Source organism: Mesorhizobium sp. B2-5-13, from assembly GCF_006440535.1.
GTDB classification, from domain to species: domain Bacteria; phylum Pseudomonadota; class Alphaproteobacteria; order Rhizobiales; family Rhizobiaceae; genus Mesorhizobium; species Mesorhizobium salmacidum.
The window spans coordinates 177,282-193,076 of the sequence record NZ_VFUI01000003.1; the positions used below are offsets into that span (position 1 = coordinate 177,282).

Sequence of the window (15,795 nt, forward strand, 5' to 3'; positions counted from 1 at the left end):
ATGCCCTCCGCAGCCCTCTTCGATCTTCTCCCTGATTTCGGCACGCGCGCGCAACGCGCCAGCCAGCCCCAGGCCGCCACCGAGCACAAACCCGAGGCGGCACCGCCGGCCGATATCGGCACGCTGATCGCCGAAGCGGTTGCCCAGGCGGAGGCAGCGCTCGGCGAACGGCTTGCCGCGACACATGAAGCAGCGCTGGAAGCGGAACGCCGGGCCAATGCCGAGGAAGCGAAGGCCTTTCTCGACAGCTTCAGTGGCGATGTCGGCAAGGCGGTCTCGTCGCGGCTCGACGCCATGGAGGCGCGCGTGACGGATCTTGTCGGCGCCACGGTCGCCCGCATCATCGGCGGCGTGGTCAGCGACGATCTGCGGAAGCGCTCGCTTGAAGCGCTCGCCGGCGCGGTCCGCGAAGCCGTCGGCGATGGCGAAGCCGTGCGCATCACGGTCCGCGGGCCGCTCTCGCTGTTCGAAACGCTGAAGGCATCGCTTGGGCCGCGTGCCGAAAATCTCGACTTCATCGAGGCGCCCGGCTTCGACCTGACGGTCACCATCGACGAGGCCGTGTTCGAGACGCGCATGGCCGAATGGTCGGCAACACTTTCCGAGGTGCTGTCATGAGCGTCGCCGATGCCGATCATGGCAGGCACGAGATCATCATCGTGCGGCGCGGGCATGACGACCACGACGAAGGTCACCATGGCGGCGTCTGGAAGATCGCCTTCGCCGACTTCATGACCGCGATGATGTGCTTCTTCCTGGTCATGTGGCTGATCAATGCCGCCAACGAACAGACCAAGGCCGCCGTCGCCAGCTACTTCAATCCCGTCAAGCTGGTCGACCGTGAGTCGAGCCGCAAGGGCCTCCAGGATCTCGGCAATGGGCCGCGCTCGGTCGGGCTGATGGCCGACGACCCGCAGGAAGCGACAGCCAAGGCCGGGCAGGACGGCAGCGGCGCCGCGGGCTCATTCAACCGCAAGCAGGAAAACCAGGAGCCGCAGCAGTCGCCACAATCCGACGAGCATCTTTTCGCCGACCCCTATGCGGTGCTCTCGGAGATCGCCACGGATACCGGCGTCATGCAGAATGTCAGCCAGAAGGGCGATGGCGGCGCGCAGAATTCCGGCCCGGCGACGGGTGCCTCGGGCGGCGCGTCCTACCGCGATCCCTTCGAGCCGGACTTCTGGTCGCAGCAGGTCGCCGCGCCCGGCGCCGAGGCGAGCGCCCAGCGTCCCAAGATCGAGGGCGACCCGCTCAAGTCCGGCGACAAGGCGGCCGAGACTCGGGTCGCCAAGGTCAAGGCCGTGCCGCCCGCACCGCCGGTCAAGGACGCACCGCTCGAGCCCCTGGCCGGAGATGGCAGGAATACCGCCGCGACAATGGTCAAGACGGGCGATGCCAAGGCCGGCGATGCCACGGCCGGCGATGCCAAGGCGGGGGATACCAAGGCGGGCAACGCCGACGCTGGAGACAACAAGGCCGCTGATGCGGTCGCAAAGCAGGAGGCCGCAAAAACCGAGGCGGCGGACAAGGCTCCGACCACCGCCGCGCTGAAGGCGGCTGCCGACGTTAAGCAGCAGCTCGCCGATGCCTTCAAGCCCGGTGACAAGCTGCATGACGGTGTCTCGGTCGAAGCCACCGACAAGGGTGTCGTCATCTCCATCACCGACCAGCTCGACTTCGGCATGTTCGAGATCGGGTCGGCGGTGCCGAGTCGCGAGCTGGTGCTGGCGATGGAAAAGATCGGCCACATCGTCAACAGCCAGAAGGGCACCATCAGCATCAACGGCCACACCGATGCGCGCCCTTTCCGCAGCGCCAGCTACGACAATTGGCGGCTGTCGACGGCGCGGGCGCACTCCGCCTATTACATGCTCGTGCGCGGCGGCGTCGATGAACGCCGCATCACCGAGGTTGCCGGCTTCGCGGATCGCCAGCCCAAGGATCCGGCAGACCCAATGTCGGCGGCCAACCGCCGCATCGAGATCCTGATGGCGACCGGCGGATGAAGCGGGCGGCGCTGACCAGCCGCCTGATGGGCCTGTTGCTGCTGGCCACGGCATATCCGTCGGCGGGCTTTGCCCAGGATACGCTGCAGCCCTATCAACTGGTGCGCTCATTGCAGCTCGTCCAGGACCGTATCGCGGCCGGCGATCACGCCGCGATGCCGATGCAGGCCAAGCTGCTCGAGATGACCGATGCGCGGTTGCGCGCGGCCGATGCCGAGGATTTCAAGGATCCCAGGAATTTTCGCGCGCTCCTGGTCTACGGCATGAGCGGCGGCAATCCGGTAACCGTCGAGGCGGCCGTGTCGCGCGCCGCCTCCGATCCGCGCAACCTTGCCATGGCCAAAGGTGTGATCGACTACCTGAACGGCCGGCCCGGCGAGGCGATCGAAGCCCTGAGGCCGATCGATCCTATGGCTCTGCCAGGCGATCTCGGCGCGTTCCTCGCCTTGGTCAAAGGCTCGCTGCTTGCCACGGACCAGCCGGCGACCGCACTCACGCTGTTCGACGAGGCCAAGCTGCTCAGCCCCGGCACTCTGGTCGAGGAAGCGGCGTTGCGGCGCTCGGTCGGCATTGCCGTGACGCAAGGCGACGCGGCACGGTTCGCGCTTGCCTCCACCCAGTATGTCGAGCGCTATCTCTATTCGCCTTACGCCAGCCAGTTCGCCGACTCCTTCGTCTCCGGCGTCATCGCCCTGCACATGTCGATCAGCCAGGACAAGCTTGCCGACATCACCTCGATGATGGATCCCGAGCGCGAGAAGGTGATCTATCTGCGCATCGCCCGCCGCGCCGCGATTGACGGCATGAGCGACTTGTCGGCCTTCGCCTCGGCACGGGCCGAGCAGGGTCGCGACGGCAACACCAATCAGGGCGATCCGCGCGCCCTGCTCTATTCCAGCCTGTCCACGGTGACCTCCGACACCATCGAGGACGTGCGTGCCAAACTGGGCAAGATCGACCGCAGCAGGTTGTCGGACGGCGACCGCGCCTTGCTCGACGCGGCCCAGACCATCGCCGGTGAAGTGGTGGCGCCGCCTGCCTCCCCTCCGGCCGCAAATCCGGCGCCCGCCGCGGTTGTGCCATCGCCCGAACCCGAGGTTGCGGCCACCGATGCCGCCGGATTGCCACCTGTCGAGGGCGCTGTCCCTGAACAGACCGCCGTTACGCCATCCCTGGACGCAGCAGCGGCTGCGCCGAACGCATCCACGCCTGCAACCGATGCGGCAACCGTCCTACCGGCACCGGCGGCCTCGGCCAGCGCCGACACGACAGACCCGACCGACGCCGCCATGACGAAAACCCGTCGACAGCTAGACCTGATCGACCAGATGCTTGGAGCCGCCCCGAAATGACCCCCAGCCTCGGTCCGGCTCTGCAAGGATTCACCGCCGTGCGCACGGCCGAGCAGCCGGCCGCGTCCGGAAAGAAGGACGACACCGGTTTCGGAGAGATGGTGCACGGCGGCGCGAGCCCTGCCCATTCGGAGAAGCAGCCACCGGCCGAGGCGGGCTCCCGCGATCCGCGGTGGACCAGGCTTGCCGCGGAGCTTGCGGCAAAGGCAGGCGAGGACAAGCCGATGCCCGCCGGCAAGGCAAGGGCCACGCCGAGCGGATCGTCTGCCGCGAAATCCATGAAGGACGGCAAGGACGCCGGGACGGACAAGGATGCCGATGCCGAAGCGCCCGCCGCCGATCCGGGCGCAACGCCGCTCGACGGGCATCTGCCGCTGCTGATGGCGTTTCATGACCTGCGCCATTTCTCGACATCGACCAAGTCGGCCGACTCGAGCGCGAGCGAAACAGGACAGGGCTCTGCTATCGATGGGCAGCTTCCGTCGAAGGCCTATCGGCAGAAATCCGCTTCGGGGCGTGACGGTCTCGAACCCATGTCCGAGCCTGAGCGGGTATCGCTCGTCGACGGGCCGTTGACGAAACTCGACGGCAAGCTCGTCCGCGATGCCGCCGGCGCGCCGAAACACGACAATGCCATCGCGGCCGGCCCCCTGTGCGAGGCGCCTGCGGAGGTGCCAGGCATGGAGACGGAACAGGCGCCGCCACAGCTGAAATCCATCGCCGACCTTCAGTCCTCATTGCGGTCCGAGCCGGGAAAACAGCAGTCGGCGGCGGCACGCATCGACGTGGTTTCCGAACGCAGCTTTCCCGCGCCGCCGCAGGCACCGATGAGCCAGGCAGCCCTCAACGTGATTGGCGCCATTTCAGCCGATGGGGGCCCGAACCAGACGCTTTCCACGGCTTCCGCGACCGCTCAACTGACGGGCTCTGTTGCCGTTCCGACACATGTGTTGAAGATCGAACTTCACCCGGCGGAACTGGGCATGGTCACGGCCCATCTTCGGCTCTCCGGAGAACAACTGTCGATTGAATTGAAGCCCGAAACACACGATGCCTATCGCCGGCTTTCCAGCGACAGCGAGGCGATCGTCAAGTCGCTGCGCGGGCTGGGATTCGAGGTTGATAAGGTCACCATCATGCAACCCTCGGTCGCAATTTCCTCTACAACCCGGACGGATACGACCGCCTCCGTGAGCGCTGCACCCGGCCGCGATCCATCATCCTTCCAGCCCGGAAATTCCGGCGGCGGCAATAATGGAGCCGGCGGCCAGCAGTCGGGTCAGCAATCCGCAAGGGGTAACCATGATGAAGCGCAAGCACACGGCCGCGCCGCTTCGCCTTCTCGCGAGCGCGCTGGCGATATATTTATCTAGCCTCGCGAGCAGCGCCGGCGCCGCCACCAATCCTTGCGAACCCGAGATCCTGCGTGCCGCCGACCGCTATGGCATACCCGCCGGCATCCTCTATGCCGTCGGATTGACGGAAACCGGCAACAAGGGCAGTCTTCAGCCTAATGCCTTGAACATAGAGGGAAAAGCAGTCTTCCCGAGAAGCCGGGCCGAAGCGCTTGCCGCCTTCGCCAACGCCCAGCGCGAGGGCAAGACGCTGATCGATCTGGGCTGCATGCAGATCAACCATCACTACCATGCCTCGCATTTCCGCAGCGTCGAGGACATGCTCGACCCACGCCAGAACGTCGACTACGCGGCAAGCTTCCTGGCCAGCCTCCATGCCCGCCATGTGACCTGGTCGATGGCCGTCGCCCGCTATCATGCCGGTCCCGACAACGATCCGGCGCAGAAGGTCTATGTCTGCAGGGTGATCGCCAACATGGTAGCCACCGGCTTCGGCAAATGGACCACGAACGCTCGCGCCTTCTGCAACCCATAAGCGCATTTTCTGCTTCTAATACCTCAACTCCCTGGATGCGAAGCGGTCCATCCGACCTGGGCTCACAAACATATCTGGCGGCGCGCTAATGCAACCGCTCCGATTCCAGACTCCCAAGAAACTAGTTACAAGAAATGACGGTTGTTCAGGATTCTCGCCAGCGGATACGCCTTTCCCCACGGGGCAAATGTGCTGATTCGGAGGCGGGGCCGATGATCGTTATCGTTGACGAGCGAGAGCTCGTGACAGAGGGCTATAATTCACTTTTCGACCGCGAGGGGATTGCCTGCGCCGGTTTCGCACCGGGCGAATTCGGCGAGTGGGTCAACTCGGCCGCCGACACCGATCTGCGATCGGTCCGGGCCTTCCTGATCGGCGACTGTCGCGACGGCGCAATCTCGCCGCGCCAGATCCGCGACCGCACCGGAGCTCCGGTCATTGCGCTCAGCGAGCAACATTCGCTGGAAAACACGCTGCGGTTGTTCGAGAGCGGCGTCGACGACGTCATCCGCAAGCCGGTGCACATCCGCGAAATCCTGGCCCGCATCACCGCCATCCGCCGACGCGCCAGCGAGGACGTCGCCTATACCGAGATCGGTGCCATGCGCATCTTCATGGACGGCCGCGATCCCGAGATCGACGGCCAACCGCTGCCCTTGCCACGCCGCGAGCGCCGCATCCTGGAATATCTGGCGAGCAATCGCGGCCGCCGCGTCACCAAGACCCAGGTGTTCAACGCCATCTACGGCATTTTCGACGAAGAGGTCGAGGAGAACGTGGTGGAAAGCCACATCAGCAAACTGCGCAAGAAACTGCGCGAGAAGCTGGGCACCGACCCGATCGATTCCAAGCGCTTCCTCGGCTACCGGCTGGTGTTCTGATGCGGCACCGCGCCAGCCTCGCGCAAGACAGGAGGCCTAGCCTCGAAGCCAGTGGCAAGGATATTGCGGAGACATCTCGATGAGCCTCTACGGAATGATGCGGACTGGCGTTTCCGGCATGAACGCCCAGGCAAACCGCCTGTCGACGACGGCCGACAACATCGCCAACTCCGACACCACCGGCTACAAGCGGTCCTCGGCCGAATTTTCGACGCTGATCATGCCGTCGACCGGCGGCGCCTATAATTCCGGCGGCGTCACCACCACGATCCGCCAGGCGGTCAGCGATCCGGGCGTACTTCAATACACGACCTCGGTCTCCGACCTTGCCGTCAGCGGCGATGGCTTCTTTGTCGTCCAGGACCCGAGCGGCACGCCCTTCCTGACCCGCGCCGGCGCCTTCGTTCCCGATGCACAGGGCCGGCTGGTCAATGCCGCCGGTTTCCAGCTGATGGCCTACAGTTACGCCAACGGCACGCCGGCAGCGACCGTGAACGGCTTCGAAGGTCTCGAGCCGGTTGTCATCTCCGACCAGGGACTGACCGCGACGCCGAGCACCCAGGGCAATTTCAGTGGCAATCTGCCGGCAGGTGCGACACCGGTCGCCGCCGGCAACCTGCCCACCACCAACACCGCAGGCGCGCAGTACACCTCGAAATCGTCGATGGTCGCCTATGACAATCTCGGCAACAAGAGGCTGCTCGACGTCTATTTCACCAACACCGGCGCCGGCACCTGGCAGGTGGCGGTCTTCGACCAATCGAAGGCGACGGCCGGAACTGGCTTCCCCTACGCTGGCGGCGGTGCACTGGGAACGGCCAACCTGACCTTCGATACCACCACCGGCAAGCTTACCGGCACCCCCACCGACGTTTCGTTCACAGTGCCGGGCGGCGCCAGCCTCGATCTCGACCTGTCGGCGCTCACACAGCTCGGCACCGGTTTCACCGTTTCCGACGCCCAGGTGAACGGCAACGCGCCGAGCACCATCGACAAGGTGCAGATCAGCAAGGACGGCACCATCTACGCCCAGTACAAGGACGGCACCTCCAAGCCGCTCTACAAAATTCCGCTGGCCGACGTGCAGAGCCCCGACCAGCTCAAGGCGCTGCCTGGCAATGTCTACGCCCAAGGCACCGACTCCGGTGCCATCCGTGTCGGTTTTGCCAATGAAGGCAAGCTTGGTTCGATCATTTCCGGCGCGCTCGAAAATTCCAACGTCGATATCGCGGAGGAATTGACCGACATGATCGCGGCTCAGCGCAGTTACACCGCCAATTCCAAAGTCTTCCAGACCGGTTCCGATCTGATGGACGTCCTCGTCAACCTGAAGAGATAAACCGGGCTCCGCCCGTGAAAGACCAGCATGTCGCTTTCCTCCGCACTGAGCATCGCCCAATCGGCGCTTCTAGCCACCTCGCGGCAGACAAGCGTCGTCACGCGCAACGTGGCAGACGCCGACAATCCGAACTATTCGCGCCGCATCGCGCTCGTCACCAGCACGACGCCCGGCGCGCGTTCGGTTGATGTCCAGCGTGCGGCCAACGACCTGCTGTTTCGCCAGAACCTCGGCGCTTTGTCCGCCTACGCTGGCCAGAATGCGCTCTACAGCGGCATGGATCAGCTCGACGTTTCAGTGAATGGCGTCGACAACGCCTCCTCACCTTCGACCGCCATTGCCAATCTGCAGCAGGCGCTGCAGCTATACGCCACCTCGCCGTCCAACCAGAATCTGGGCTCGAGTGTCATCGACGCGGCCAAACAGGTCGTGCGGTCCCTGAATGAAGGCTCCAAGGCCATTCAGGATTTTCGTACCCAGACCGACGGCCAGATCGATACCGCCGTCAAAGATCTCAACTCGCTGCTCAACCAGTTCCAGGATGCCAACACGGCGGTCATGTCCGGAACCCGTTCCGGTACCGACGTTTCAGATGCGCTCGACCAACGCGACGCATTGTTGAAGAAGATCGCCAATTACATTCCGGTATCGACCTTCACGCGTGGCGACAATGACATGGTCATCACTACGGGCGACGGCACGACATTGTTCGAGACGATCCCACGTACCGTCAGCTTCGCCCCATCTTCGGGCTATGCCGCGGGTGCGGCTGGCAACACGGTCTATATCGACAATGTGCCGGTCTCGGCGGGCAGCGGCGGCAACACAACCGCCAGCGGCACGATTGCCGGTATGCTGCAATTGCGCGACGGCGTCGCCTCGACCATGCAGAGCCAGCTCGACGAAACCGCGCGCGGCCTGATCACCGCCTTTGCCGAAACCGCACCGTCGATGCCCAACGCGGCGGGCCTGTTCACCTGGTCGGGCGCACCGGCGGTGCCAGCCGCGGGCACGCTCGTCGATGGCCTTGCTGGAACGATCAAGATCAATGCCGCGATGGACCCCAGCACCGGCGGCAACCCGACATTGCTGCGCGACGGCGGCGCCAACGGCGCCGCTTACGTCGCCAACACTGGCGGAGCTTCATACTCCAACCTTCTGGTCGCCTATGGCGACCAGCTCGACAAGCCGATGACGTTCGATTCCTCGGCCGGGATTTCGGCAACCTCCAGCGTTGCCGACTACGCCGCCAATTCGATCGGCTGGTTGCAGGGCGTTCGTCAGCAGGCTTCGACCGCCGCCGACGCCAAGGAAGCCCTGGCACAGCGCAGTGCCGATGCCTTGTCCAACGCAACCGGCGTCAATGTCGATCAAGAGATGTCGCTGATGCTCGATCTCGAGCACACCTATCAGGCATCCGCCCGGATGATGAAGACCGTCGACGACATGATGACGGCCCTGTTGAACGCGGTGGGATAAGCCATGACCTTTGTCTCCTCTGCTGCCCTCACGAATGCCATGCGCTATCAGCAGATGCGCATGCAGGCCGATCTCGTCAAAGCCACGAAGGAGTCCTCGACCGGCAAGGTCGCCGATGTCGGTCTGGCACTTGGTGGGCGCACCGCCCAGTCCGTCACTTTTTCGCGCGACCTCGACCGGCTCAACGTCATTGTCGATTCCAACGGACTGGTGGCCGCCCGGCTCTCATCGACCCAGACCTCGCTCGGCCAGCTCTCCAACGTCGCGCAGACTTTCCTGTCCAGCCTGACCACCGCATCGTCGGGTGACAACTCCGACAGTCTGACCCAATCGACCGGCCAGACAACTATCCAGCAGCTTACGTCGATCCTCAACACCAGCGTTAACGGCGAATATCTGTTCGCTGGCACCAACACCGACGTCAAGCCCATCAACGATTTCACGGCCCCCGGTTCTCCCGCCAAGGCTGCCTTCGACGCCTCCTTCGTCGCCAAATTCGGCTTCACGCCCAATGACCCGGCCGCAGCCAACATCACCGCGGCCCAAATGGACGATTTCATCACCAACGATGTCACGCCGCAGTTCCTCGGCGCGGGCTGGCAGACCAACATGTCGAATGCCACCGACCAGCAGATCGTCAGCCGCATCGCGCTCAACGAAACCACCGAGACCTCGACCGGCGCCAACAGCGACGGCATCAGGAAGCTCGCCATGGCGGCGGCCTTGGTCTCCAGCCTGATGTCCACCAATATCAGCCGGGCGGCAAAGGACAGCATCGTCGGCCACTCGCAGGTGCTGGTTGGCGAAGCGCTGAGCGGCATCGCGCAGGTCCAATCCCAGACCGGCATCGTCCAGAAGCGCGTCTCCGACGCCAGCGACCGTATGAAGACGCAGATCGACCTGTTCGAACGGCACATTCTGGATCTCGAAGCAGTCGATCCGGCCGCAGCCGCGACCCGCGTCGCCGACCTGACGCAGCATATCGAGACGTCTTTCGCTCTGACGGCGCGCCTGCAGCAGCTCAGCCTGTTGAATTACCTGACCTGAAAGCACTCTGAACCGGAACGGTAGAGCCAACGATGTACCAATTCTCCTACGCCGACGTCCAAAGCACCTCCGTCACGGACGCCAAGGACCGTGAGCGCGAGCTGCTGACCCGCTCGATCGACATGCTGTCGGCTGCGGCGGTGGCCGGCCAGGATTCGATGGAGGCCGTGGAGGCACTGAATTTCACCAACCGCGTCTGGACTGTCTTCGTCGAAGACCTTGGCTCCAGCGACAATGCGCTCCCCAAGGAATTGCGCGCCAACCTGATTTCCATCGGCCTGTGGCTGCTGCGCGAGGCCGAGGACATCCGCCAGGGCCGCACCGACAATTTCGAGGGGCTGATCGAAGTGTCCCAGATCATCCGCGACGGCATTCAATGACGAACACGCTGAAGATATCGCTGAAGCCCAATGAGAAGATCTACATCAACGGCGCGGTCCTCCGCGTCGACCGCAAGGTCACCGTCGAGCTGATGAACGACGTGCAGTTCCTGCTCGAGAGCCATGTGATCCAGGCCGACGAGGCGTCGACGCCATTGCGGCAGCTCTATTTCATCGTGCAGGTCATGCTGATGAACCCCGCTGGTGCCGATGAAGCACGCGAGATGTTCCGCCGCTCGCTGCCGCTGCTCATTGCAAGTTTCGAAGACGCCGAGATCAGCAACGCGCTGAAACAGGTCGACCGCATGGTCGGCGAGGATCACATTTACGAGGCCTTGAAGGCGATCCGTTCGCTTTATCCTCTCGAACGCCGCGCGCTTGGCGGCAATGACGACGTTCCGGGTGCCGCGCGCCCGCTGGCCGTGGGGGCACGATACTGATGACCGTGGACATGACGACGACGATACCGGCTGGCGCCAACCAGACCACCAAGTCGACCTCGAAGACAGCGGTCGACTATCAGTCCTTCCTGAAGCTTCTGATCGCGGAGATGAAGAACCAGGATCCGACCAAGCCGATGGATTCGACGGCGTACGTCGCCCAGCTCGCCACCTTCTCCCAGGTCGAGCAATCGGTACAGAGCAACACCAAGCTCGACCAGATCATGCAGTCCTCGGCGCTGTCGCAGGCCGACGCTATTATCGGCCGCTCGATCACGTCGGCCGACGGCAAGACCACCGGAATAGTGGCTTCGGTGACGCTCGCCAGCAGCGGACTGATCGCAGTGCTGCAGGACGGCACCCAGGTCCCCGTCGGCGCGGGCGTGTCGATCAAGCCGGCGAGCTAGGCCAACCGCCGACATGAACGAAGCCGACGCTCTCGACATCGTCCAGTACGCGGTTTGGACGGTGCTGACGGCATCCGCGCCGGTGGTGCTGGTCGCAATGGCCGTCGGCATCGGCATAGCCTTGATCCAGGCGTTGACACAGGTCCAGGAAATCACCTTGACCTTCGTGCCCAAGATCGTCGCCATCATGCTGGTGGTGGCGCTTACGGGCCCCTTCATCGGCGGCCAGATATCGGCCTTCACCAATGTCATCTTCGAGCGCATCCAGAACGGTTTCTGAGCGATTCCAGAAAGGGTGCTCGGCGCCTTCCGGCACGAGCGTGTGGCCCTTCGCTATCCCCTTGTTGGACCATGATCTTGCCCGCAAGGCATTCGCCCTTTGCGCCGTGATGCCATAGTTTCGGCAAATCATGCGGGGAAACGGATCACCGCAAGGATCGGCACGCCGTGGCAGGAACCCGCCCATGATTGACGAAAAGCCGGATAGCGAAAGCGTCTCGGCGCTGGCGCCGTTCCGGCACGGCATCTTCCGCGCCGTCTGGGGCGCAAGTCTCGTCTCCAATTTCGGCGGCTTGATCCAGGGCGTCGGCGCCGCCTGGATGATGACCACCATCGCCACCTCGCCCTATCAGGTCGCCCTGGTCCAGGCTTCGACCACCTTGCCGATCATGCTGTTCGCGCTTGTCGCGGGCGCCATCGCCGACAGCTTCGACCGCCGCAAGGTGATGCTGGTCGCCCAGACCTTCATGCTGGTCGTTTCGGTGCTTCTGACCGTATTCACCTATCTCGACCTGATCACGCCGTGGACGCTGCTGGCCTTCACCTTCCTGATCGACAGCGGCACGGCGCTCAACAGCCCGTCATGGCAAGCCTCCGTCGGCGACATCGTTCCGCGCAACAAGGTGCCTGCCGCCGTGGCGTTGAATTCCATGGGCTTCAACCTGACCCGCAGTGTCGGCCCCGCGATCGGCGGCATCATCGTCGCGGCCGCCGGTGCGGCCGCCGCCTTCGCGGCGAACGCGGTGAGCTATGTCGGCCTCATCGTCGTGCTGGCACGCTGGAAGCCGGATCTACCGGTCTCGACCCTGCCGCGCGAGTCATTGGGGGCCGCCATGGGCGCCGGCCTGCGTTACGTCGCCATGTCGCCCAACATCGGCAAGGTGCTGGTCAGGGGCGCGGCCTTTGGCTTCAGCGCCGGCGCGGTGCTGGCGCTGCTGCCGCTGGTGGCGCGCGACGTCGTCAAGGGCGACGCGCTGACCTACGGCATCATGCTGGGCGCCTTCGGCATCGGCGCCGTCGGCGGCGCGCTGATCAGTGTGCGGCTTCGGCAGTTGCTCTCCAGCGAGACGATGGTGCGCTGTGCCTTCGCCGGCTTCGCTGCCTGCGCCTTCAACGCCGCCATCGGCCAGCATGCCTGGCAGACCTCGCTCGGCCTGCTGGTCGGCGGTGCCTGCTGGGTGATTGCGCTCTCGCATTTCAACGTTACCGTGCAGATGGCGACGCCGCGCTGGGTGGTCGGCCGGGTTCTGTCGGTTTACCAGACCGCCACCTTCGGCGGCATCGCGTTGGGCAGCTGGATCTGGGGTGTGGTCGCCGACGCGCATGGCGCCGAGACGGCGCTGATCGCCGCGGCCATCGCCATGCTGGCCGGCGGTGCCATCGGTCTCGTGCTGCCGCTACCACAACAGCAGGTGCTCAACCTGGACCCGCTCAACCGCTTCAAGGAGCCGCACCTCGCCCTCGACCTGAAGCCGCGCAGCGGTCCGATCGCCATCATGATCGAATATGTGATCCGGCGCGAGGACGAGGCGGAATTCCTCGCCACCATGGCCGAGCGCGGGCGCATCCGCCGCCGCGACGGCGCCCGAAACTGGACGCTGGCGCGCGATCTCGAAAATCCGTCGATCTGGATCGAGCATTATCACACGCCGACCTGGCTCGAATATGTCAGGCACAATGGCCGCATCACCCATGCCGACGCCATGGTCGGCGAACGCTTGCGGGCGTTGCACTCAGGCGACGAGCCGCCGCGCGTGCGCCGCGTCATCGAGCGTCCGACAACCGCCGGCACGGCGCTGGTGCCGGCCAAGGGACCGATCGAGCACTGACGAGTTCGGAGACCGCGGGCTCCTTACCCTTCCCCCGACAGGTCCCGGCGCGCCTTTTCGAGTTCCTCGGCATAGCGCCGCATCAAATGGCCCTCGGTCAGAAGCCCGAGCACAATGTGGTCGGCGAAGTCCTCGACCACGGCCAGTTCCTCGGCGCCGGCGCGCTGGAAGGTCTCGGCGGCGGCCTGCACGTTCATGCTGGGCACCAGGACGGCATCCTTGTACTGGGCAAGATCGCGCACCGGCACCTCGCCTCCGGAGGGATCGCTGTGCAGTTCGGCCACGATCAGCACGCCGACATACTCGTCCCCCGGGTCGACGGCGATCACGCGCTGGGCCGAACCCAGCGGGAATTCCTTGCGGAAGGCGGCCAGGGTCGTCGAGGCGTCGATGGTCTTGATGTCCTTGCGCATCATCGAGCCGACGGTCAGGCTGCGCATCCAGCCGACATCGTGGGCGCTGCGGATCGTCTCGCCGCGCAGGTGGAAGCGCCAGGTCGAGAACGAGTAGCCGAAGGTCTCACGCACCAGGATCGCCGCCATGATCGAGGCGGCAAGCACCACGCCGGTGAGCGTCAGGTCACGGGTCGATTCCAGCGCCAGGAAGGTCATGGTCAGCGGGCCGCCGACGACACCGACGGCGAGCGACGTCATGCCGACGACGGCGGCGACGGAAGGGTCGATGCCGGTCGCCGGCGAGACGAGCGCCATGACACCGGCGAACGACTTGCCGAGCAGCGCCCCAAGGAACAGCGAGGCGAAGAACAGTCCGCCGCGAAAGCCCGAGCCCAGCGAGATGGCCGACGCCGCCAGCTTCAGCACGAAGACGCTGGCCACCACCGCCAGCCCGTAATTCATGGCGAACTCGCGATGCAGCGCGCCGTGGCCGCTGGACAGGACCTGCGGCGTCATCAGGCCGAGGAGGCCGACCAGGACACCGCCGATGACGGGGCGCAGCGAGGCATCGACGGACAGCCTGTTGAACCCGCGCTCGATCAGCGTCACCAGATGCATGATGGCGATCGAGGCCGCGCCGCCAAGCAGGCCGAGCAACAGGAATGGTACATATTGACTGGCGGTGAGTTGCGGTAACCCTGAAAGCTCGAGCGGAAACGGTACGCCGCCGAACACTTCCGCTGTCAGCGACGCCGAGATCGCGGCGGTCAAGACAGGCGCGACATTGGCGACCGAGTAGATGCCGATGACCAGCTCGAAACCGTAGAAGGCGCCGGTCAGCGGCGCATCGAAGGCGGCTGATATGGCGCCGGCGGCGCCGCAGCCGACGAGGATGCGGACATCGTTGCGGCGCAATCGGAAGGCACGCGCCAGCCGCGAGGCGACCCCTGAGCCGATCTGCGTATAACCGGCCTCCAGGCCGACCGAAGCGCCGAAGCCGCTGGAAATCATCGTCTGCACGACGATGATGAAGGTATCGGTGAGCGACATGCGCCCGCCATAGAGCGCGTTGGCCTCGATCGGGTCGACCGGAGTGCGGAATTTCCGAAGCCTCAGCCAGACCACCGATATCCCAAGCAGGATGCCGCCGATCGCGGGGATCAGCGCCTGCATCGGATTGGCAAGCGAGAACATGCCAGACAGGCGTCCGCCGGGCTGGACACCAAACAGCAGCCCGTGCAGGTCCTGCACGATCTGGCTCATCGCGGTGACCAGTATGCCCGCCGTGATGCCGACAACGCCCGCCAGGATGACCACGGCGATGCCGCGCGCCTCCAAGAGAGGGACTGACCTCAGAAGCACCGCGCGCAGCCGGCGGGCGTAGACTTGGGGTTGGTTTCTGGAAAGCACCGGGACGGCTCGCCGATATCAAGGCAACGGAAGACCCGCCTGATACGCCGGGCGGCACGTCGTGACAACCACAATGCCGACATCAAAGGCGCCAATATGGCCGCGATGCCGCCTGACCCGGCCGTTCCCGTCCCGGACGTGGAAAGCCACTGGCGCGGTGGTCAATCCGGGATCGTCAGCGGCCGCAATCGTCGTAGGCAATAAAAGGTCGCCAGCAGTTCGGCCGGCTCGGTGGTGCTGGCATTCTCGGCGACGAGATGGATCGCTCGCAAACGGGCCTGATTGCTGATCATGTCGATGTCTCCGGGCGGATTGGTTCAGGCGGGCAAGCGGAAATCGGCGCGCCAGCCGAGTTCCTCGGCCGCCTTTCGCGTCGAGGCGGCCTCATTGGGTTCGGCCACGTTGAAGATGCCGGGCACGCCCTTGTCCAGCGCAAGCCGCACGCTGTCCATGGCCGCATCCAGCATATCGAGCTCAGCGCCAGCGGACAGGCCCTGCTGCGGCGATGCCGGAACCGTGTGCATGCAATCGAGAGCGAACTGACCGCCGGCCTGTCGGCGCCGGAGGAACGAGCCGTCAGGCGGTGGCTGGTCGGCGTTGCCACCGCAGACACGGCCGAGACCTGATTGCTTGCTGGCGGCCGGCAAGGATCCGGGCGCCG

At 64.9% G+C, this 15,795-nt stretch carries 17 protein-coding genes; 14 read left to right on the plus strand and 3 right to left on the minus strand.

Annotated features, from left to right (window positions below; all coding sequences use genetic code 11):
- The 14 genes from FJ434_RS06985 (at position 1) to FJ434_RS07050 (ending at position 13,329) form a co-directional block, all read left to right on the plus strand.
- Entirely contained in the window at positions 1–618 is a 618-nt protein-coding gene (locus FJ434_RS06985) for a hypothetical protein (RefSeq protein ID WP_140745427.1), read from the plus strand.
- A complete protein-coding gene (locus tag FJ434_RS06990; RefSeq protein WP_140745425.1) occupies positions 615–2,006 on the plus strand; it encodes a MotB family protein in 1,392 nt (463 codons plus the stop codon). The genes FJ434_RS06985 and FJ434_RS06990 overlap by 4 nt, the downstream gene beginning before the upstream one ends.
- Complete coding sequence (locus FJ434_RS06995) at positions 2,003–3,358, plus strand: chemotaxis protein MotC (protein WP_140745423.1); 1,356 nt, start codon at positions 2,003–2,005, stop codon at positions 3,356–3,358. The genes FJ434_RS06990 and FJ434_RS06995 overlap by 4 nt, the downstream gene beginning before the upstream one ends.
- The gene (locus FJ434_RS07000) at positions 3,355–4,731 is read left to right on the plus strand and encodes a flagellar hook-length control protein FliK (RefSeq protein ID WP_140745421.1); all 1,377 of its coding nucleotides are present in this window, start codon (positions 3,355–3,357) and stop codon (positions 4,729–4,731) included. Before FJ434_RS06995 ends, FJ434_RS07000 begins: the two co-directional genes overlap by 4 nt.
- Positions 4,664–5,248: a transglycosylase SLT domain-containing protein gene (locus FJ434_RS07005; protein ID WP_181165815.1), complete on the plus strand. Its 585-nt coding sequence runs from the start codon at positions 4,664–4,666 to the stop codon at positions 5,246–5,248. The genes FJ434_RS07000 and FJ434_RS07005 overlap by 68 nt, the downstream gene beginning before the upstream one ends.
- A 212-nt stretch (positions 5,249–5,460) precedes the next feature.
- Complete coding sequence (locus tag FJ434_RS07010; RefSeq protein WP_015315897.1) at positions 5,461–6,129, plus strand: response regulator transcription factor; 669 nt, start codon at positions 5,461–5,463, stop codon at positions 6,127–6,129.
- Between the two features lie 79 nt (positions 6,130–6,208).
- Positions 6,209–7,468, plus strand: coding sequence for a flagellar hook protein FlgE (locus FJ434_RS07015; RefSeq protein WP_140504155.1), 1,260 nt, complete (start codon positions 6,209–6,211; stop codon positions 7,466–7,468).
- Between the two features lie 27 nt (positions 7,469–7,495).
- Positions 7,496–8,947, plus strand: coding sequence for a flagellar hook-associated protein FlgK (gene flgK, locus FJ434_RS07020; protein WP_140712726.1), 1,452 nt, complete (start codon positions 7,496–7,498; stop codon positions 8,945–8,947).
- A gap of 3 nt (positions 8,948–8,950) precedes the next feature.
- On the plus strand, positions 8,951–9,994 hold the full coding sequence (locus FJ434_RS07025) for a flagellar hook-associated family protein (RefSeq protein ID WP_140745419.1): 1,044 nt from the start codon (positions 8,951–8,953) through the stop codon (positions 9,992–9,994).
- Positions 9,995–10,026: 32 nt separating this feature from the next.
- The gene (flaF, locus tag FJ434_RS07030) at positions 10,027–10,374 is read left to right on the plus strand and encodes a flagellar biosynthesis regulator FlaF (RefSeq protein WP_140504160.1); all 348 of its coding nucleotides are present in this window, start codon (positions 10,027–10,029) and stop codon (positions 10,372–10,374) included.
- On the plus strand, positions 10,371–10,814 hold the full coding sequence (gene flbT, locus FJ434_RS07035; RefSeq protein WP_140712732.1) for a flagellar biosynthesis repressor FlbT: 444 nt from the start codon (positions 10,371–10,373) through the stop codon (positions 10,812–10,814). The genes flaF and flbT overlap by 4 nt, the downstream gene beginning before the upstream one ends.
- The gene (gene flgD / locus FJ434_RS07040) at positions 10,814–11,221 is read left to right on the plus strand and encodes a flagellar hook assembly protein FlgD (RefSeq protein ID WP_140504163.1); all 408 of its coding nucleotides are present in this window, start codon (positions 10,814–10,816) and stop codon (positions 11,219–11,221) included. Before flbT ends, flgD begins: the two co-directional genes overlap by 1 nt.
- 13 nt (positions 11,222–11,234) lie before the next feature.
- A complete protein-coding gene (fliQ, locus tag FJ434_RS07045) occupies positions 11,235–11,501 on the plus strand; it encodes a flagellar biosynthesis protein FliQ (protein ID WP_013893193.1) in 267 nt (88 codons plus the stop codon).
- 184 nt (positions 11,502–11,685) lie between these two features.
- Entirely contained in the window at positions 11,686–13,329 is a 1,644-nt protein-coding gene (locus FJ434_RS07050) for an MFS transporter (protein WP_140745416.1), read from the plus strand.
- 23 nt (positions 13,330–13,352) lie between these two features.
- Here FJ434_RS07050 and FJ434_RS07055 read toward each other — a convergent pair whose 3' ends face one another.
- The 3 genes from FJ434_RS07055 to FJ434_RS29690 form a co-directional block, all read right to left on the minus strand.
- A complete protein-coding gene (locus FJ434_RS07055; protein ID WP_140745413.1) occupies positions 13,353–15,134 on the minus strand; it encodes a chloride channel protein in 1,782 nt (593 codons plus the stop codon).
- A 161-nt stretch (positions 15,135–15,295) separates the two neighbouring features.
- Positions 15,296–15,427 (minus strand): hypothetical protein, encoded by a 132-nt coding sequence (locus FJ434_RS30445; RefSeq protein WP_281406437.1) that lies wholly within the window; start codon positions 15,425–15,427, stop codon positions 15,296–15,298.
- Positions 15,428–15,451: 24 nt separating this feature from the next.
- On the minus strand, positions 15,452–15,781 hold the full coding sequence (locus FJ434_RS29690; protein WP_181165814.1) for a hypothetical protein: 330 nt from the start codon (positions 15,779–15,781) through the stop codon (positions 15,452–15,454).
- Between the last annotated feature and the right edge of the window lie 14 nt (positions 15,782–15,795).